The organism is Pedobacter sp. (assembly GCF_035566355.1).
Lineage (GTDB): Bacteria > Bacteroidota > Bacteroidia > Sphingobacteriales > Sphingobacteriaceae > Pedobacter.
On sequence record NZ_DATMRL010000501.1, the window covers coordinates 1 to 5036 of the forward strand.

Annotated in this window: 4 protein-coding genes and 1 pseudogene; all 5 read right to left on the minus strand. The window is 39.1% G+C overall.

Translation table 11 applies throughout. The features are described from left to right. A partial coding sequence (locus VNZ46_RS19460; RefSeq protein ID WP_325561734.1) for a DUF4369 domain-containing protein occupies positions 1 to 619 on the minus strand: 619 nt, incomplete at its 3' end. Between the two features lie 22 nt (positions 620 to 641). Next, the gene (locus tag VNZ46_RS19465; RefSeq protein WP_325561736.1) at positions 642 to 1715 is read right to left on the minus strand and encodes a TlpA disulfide reductase family protein; all 1074 of its coding nucleotides are present in this window, start codon (positions 1713 to 1715) and stop codon (positions 642 to 644) included. 17 nt (positions 1716 to 1732) lie between these two features. Then, positions 1733 to 2908 carry a TlpA disulfide reductase family protein gene (locus VNZ46_RS19470; RefSeq protein WP_325561738.1) on the minus strand — a complete coding sequence of 392 codons (1176 nt, stop codon included), beginning with the start codon at positions 2906 to 2908 and terminating at the stop codon, positions 1733 to 1735. A 25-nt stretch (positions 2909 to 2933) separates the two neighbouring features. Further along, complete coding sequence (locus VNZ46_RS19475; protein WP_325561740.1) at positions 2934 to 4337, minus strand: RagB/SusD family nutrient uptake outer membrane protein; 1404 nt, start codon at positions 4335 to 4337, stop codon at positions 2934 to 2936. A 128-nt stretch (positions 4338 to 4465) separates the two neighbouring features. Further along, positions 4466 to 5036 (minus strand): annotated as a pseudogene (locus tag VNZ46_RS19480) (SusC/RagA family TonB-linked outer membrane protein); the annotation flags it as partial.

Sequence of the window (5036 nt, forward strand, 5' to 3'; positions counted from 1 at the left end):
CACTTGATCCGGAATCCTTTTGCAGAAATGCATGAATCCATTTGATTTGCCAGGCACTACTCAACTTCCCTACAGAATCAAACTTAGATCTCATTTTCTCCTTTAACTCCGGATTCTTCTCAGCTTCATATTGCTTATTCATTTCCGCAAATGCTTTCTTGAAATGAAGCTGTTCAGGATCATTCTCAAAACGATCATAGATATCCTGGTTCCCTGAGCCGGAAATTTTTACATTTTTCAGATTTGCTCCTTTATCACCTCCGTACGGTGTATAATCATAATGTTCAGCACCAGAAGTGTCTGCATCCAGAACTATTTCACTATTCTCGACAAAAATATTTGTCCCCCAATTTCCAGGTCTGGCAATCAAGGTAAGCATCTCCGGAGACTCCAGTTTTCCTGTAAGTTCAAAATGTCCCTGATGAACCACAACGCTATCCAGTGTTTTCGTTGTCCTATCAGCCTCATTGAATTTACGCAACAACACCGTTCCGCTATCTACACCTTTTATAGTGCCTTTAATACTGAAACTCTTTTGACCAGAAGGCGTACAACTTGCGTTCATTAATAAAACCGCGATACCCAAAATCAAATAGCGATTATTTAGTTTATTTTTCATTTCCTTAAGTCGATCAGGTGAATCAATTGAACAATTCTGCAAGTTTCTTATTAAGAGATTCTCCTCTCAAATCTTTCGCTATGATATTTCCCTGCGGATCAATCAGCAAAGTACTCGGAATCCCCATAATTCCATAATAAGTAGAAACCTCATTTTTCCAGCCCTTTAAATCCGAAACCTGTGTCCAGGGCATCTGATCATCTTTGATGGCCTTTTTCCAATTCTCCCCTTTATCATCAAGTGAGACGCCTACAACGGTGAAATTTTTGTCCTTATATTGCTGATAAGCTTTTAATACATTTGGATTTTCAGCCCTGCAAGGCCCACACCAGCTTGCCCAGAAATCAACCAATACATATTTGCCCTTAAAATTCGAAAACTGAACAGGCTTACCTTCAACATCGTTCTGAGTAAAATTAAGCATCGGCTCTCCCACTGCACTTCTTTTTAAAACAACCAGCCGATCAGCAATCCGCTTTCCTTCTGCACTTTGTTGAGCAGCAGCATCAAGTTTTCCAAAAGCTTCTTTTACATCATCATAGCTTCCCATCATTGCTTTATCTGAAACCATACTGATACTGAGTGGGCTTTTAGGGTGTGTGGCAATGTATTGATTGTTCCGCGCTCTTCTTTGTTTTCTTAAATCCTCAACTTTTTCCTCCAATTTAACCTGCTCTTCCTTACTTACCTTTCCCCATTTTTGATAAAGTGGAGATTCCTGATCATCCAGATCTTTTAAAGTCTTATCATAAGCTTCATATTCATCCTGGGATTTTGAGCCTGTAATTTTTATTTCTTCTGACTTGTCAGTCCCCTTAATCTCTATATTTCCAGGCTCCACAAAAAATTGGTAATACCGTCCAAATAACATAGTTCCAACTTTTTGCGGCTCTGAAATTTGCGCTACCCATTTAAATTTACCTCCATTTACTTTTACGGTATCTGAAACAGATTTATCTCCTTTATAATAATAAATAACAATTTCAGCATCTTTCAATCCAGTGAGATTTCCTGAAACCTTAGCGGTCTGTCCATATAAGGACCCAACGCTGCAACCGATCAAAACCGGCAGTATTAATTTTAACTCTTTTAACATGATCAAGTTTTTTAAGGTTATTTAAGTAGTTCTTCTAATTTTTTGTCCAGATCCTGATCTGATCCACCATTGTTGTCTCCATAGCGGCCGATAATTTTTCCGGCGGGATCAATAAGTATCTTAGTCGGTAAGGAACTGATTCCATATTTCTCTGAAATATCTTCTGGATTAGGCAGGTTTTTCATCCTGAGATCCATATTCAATCCCCTTAACACATGATGCCATATACCTATTTTATCCTGCTCTACTGCCTTTTTCCAGGCGCCGTGGTTACTGTCATCATCAGATATGCCAATAATTTCCAGCCCTTTACTGTTATAAGTGTTATAAAGACGAATCAAATGAGGGTTTCCCTTACGGCAAGGCACACACCAACTGGCCCAAAAGTCAACGATCACATACTTACCCTTAAAATCTCCAAGCGACAATGGCTTATCATTGATGTCCGTTTTACTAAAACCAGCAGCCATATTACCTGGCATTCCCAATTCAATTTTATTGATTTCTTTGGAGAGTTCTCTGGCTGCAGGCTTATTTTTCATTTGGGCATTAAAACTATTATAGACTCTTTTGGCAGAGTCCAGTTTCATTCTGCTGATGTAAAACCTCATCATGTCCATTGTTACATAGGAATTTGGATGCCCGATAAAAAAATCATAAGTTATTTTTTTGATACGGTCATTATAAGGTTCCAGCTGATCACGGATTTCAGCAGCTTTTTCATGGTCCTTCTCTTTATCCAATGCCTCCAAAACCGGTTGCATTTCTTTCCTGACAGGCGCAATACGCGCATTCAAATCTTCAAGTTCATTCTGACTTTTAGAACCCGTGATTTTCAAAGATTTCAGATCAGAAGCCGAACCTGACAGTGTCATCTGTCCCGGCTCAAGATAGATTTCTGTCATCCTTTCCCAAAACTTACGCTCCGGAATTACCTCTCCTTTGTTCTTAAACAAGATTCTTGCATTAACAGGCTCATTTATAAATCCTTTAAGAAAAATTCTATGGTTCAAAATTGGTTTTGCAAGATGGATATATTTTCCAGACGCGTCCGTATAATATAACAAAACAGAATCGGCACTTTTAACTGTACCGTTAAGTACAAACTGTTTTTTACTTTGCCCGGTCTGGGCAAAAGAATGGTAATATGGAAAGAGCAATAACAACAGCCCTATAAAATTCTTAGTTCTCATTTTTTCTTAATGTTAGGTGGATAATTTAATTTTTACTATAGCTTGGATTCTGGTCTCCTATTGCAGGATTTCTATCAAATTCATCTTTTGGAATAGGTAAAATATAATGGTCTTTATCTTTTACAGCCGGCTTAACCTGCAATACAAAACTCAAGGGCATTCTCAACAAAGCCGACCATTCTTGTCCATCTTCAAAAGACAGGTTCTTCGCCGTTTCATTGTAGATCTGGATCAACATTGCATCCGGGCCAGTTACATTGTCCAGGCTGGAAAAATCATTTATTCCGGCATGTTGCAATACGGTTTTTAATAAAGCTTTAGCGTCATTCAATGAACCACCTGCACGCACAATAGCTTCTGCCTCTAACAAATACATCTCCGTAAGACGCATTGGGTAGCATACTTCAACCTTTGACCCCTGATACTTCAGGATACCGTCCGGGGTTGTACCTACATCACCGATCATCCAGGATTGTCTGGGATCATTTTGAAAAAGAGATTTGAGAGATGCAGTAGCCAGATAACCCGGCTCGTTCCGATAAAAATAAACATCCGACTTGTTGACTTGATTGGGTTTAGGATAGAGTCCAATCATGACTTCTTTGCTATCTAAACCTTTGGTGCTAAAGAGGTCATGCAAATTGGGTTCCAATTGATAAGGGCCATTTTGAATAATGTCTTTTGTGATAGAAATTACCTGTGTATAATCTGCCGCCTGTCCTCGCAGCATCAATATTCTAGCTTTTAAACCTTTAGCCACCCACTTATTACCATAGTAATTTGCGCTAGCCAAAGGTGCGTTGGCAATGGCCGCATCCAGATCAGAAAGAATAAAATCATAGCTCTCCTTTACCGTACTACGTTTCTGAGCAATATTGTTTGTGGTTATAAACTCTTTCCTTAACATCACACCATAATTACTGCTGAGGTCATAGAATTGAGCAAAATACCTCAGCAGATACTGATGCCCATATGCCCTCATTAAACGAGCCTCTCCAATAATCTCCGCCTTTCTGGTTCCCGTGAATTTATTATCGGCAAGGGCAGATACCTGCTCTATGATACCATTAGCTGCGTTGATAAGACTATAGGGTGCAGACCATAGATTGGCCACTGAGTAATCTGTAGGTTTAATCAGTGCATTTTCATCAAATGACGACCCTCCATATGGGTAAGTAGCATAGCCTGCAAGCGTAGTAGGTAAGATCTCATGATCGCCAGCCCACATAATACTGGGTGTTCCCCGATCATCACCACCTTCTGCAAAACGAAGATAAACTCCGTTCAAAGCGATCTCCGCGCTTTTCTGATCAATAATAGCATTCCCTTCTACTTTAGATTGTGTAGGCAAAGCATTCAATTCCTTTTTACAAGCGATCAGAAAAACCGATCCCGCAAAAAACATACTATATATAATTAGCTTTTTCATCAGAATATATTTTTTTTTAAAGGTTATGAAGCGATCATGTGCTACCAGATTTTATTCATATCGGTTTGTATACTGCTGCACATGATGGTTTCATCAGAATATATTTTTTTTTAAAGGTTATGACGTAATTAAAATCCCAGACGAACCCCCAAAGTATATGATTTCACAGTTGGATAAGTACTCACATCTCTGCCACCACCAATGACACTCCGTGGATCATCACTGACCTCTGGATCCGGTCCAGGATAATGGGTAATTGTAAAGATGTTTGTACCCGTGGCATATACTGTAAGGGTATTGATCCTGAGTTTCTGCAGTAAACTTGCCGGCAAGCTATAAGACAGGGTTATCGATTTTAATTTAATATAAGAAGCATCATACACATTCAAATTGGTCAGAAACTGTGTATCATTCAATAGATACCTGGGTCTGTCTGATCCGGTGTTGGATGAACTGTAGTGCTCCAGACTCCTTACACCCTCATTAGGCAATCCACTAAATCCCATATCACTCACATCCTTTTGGTAAATCAGCTGACCACCATGAGAGAAAGTAAATAAAGAGATCAAGCTCCAGTTCTTGTAAGAAAGGGTATTCGTGTAACCACCAAAAAACTTCGGTGCTGCATGTCCAATAATGTCTTGTTTCCAAAATCCATCTTCTATTTCATAAGACATATCACCAATATTTAGGTATGGA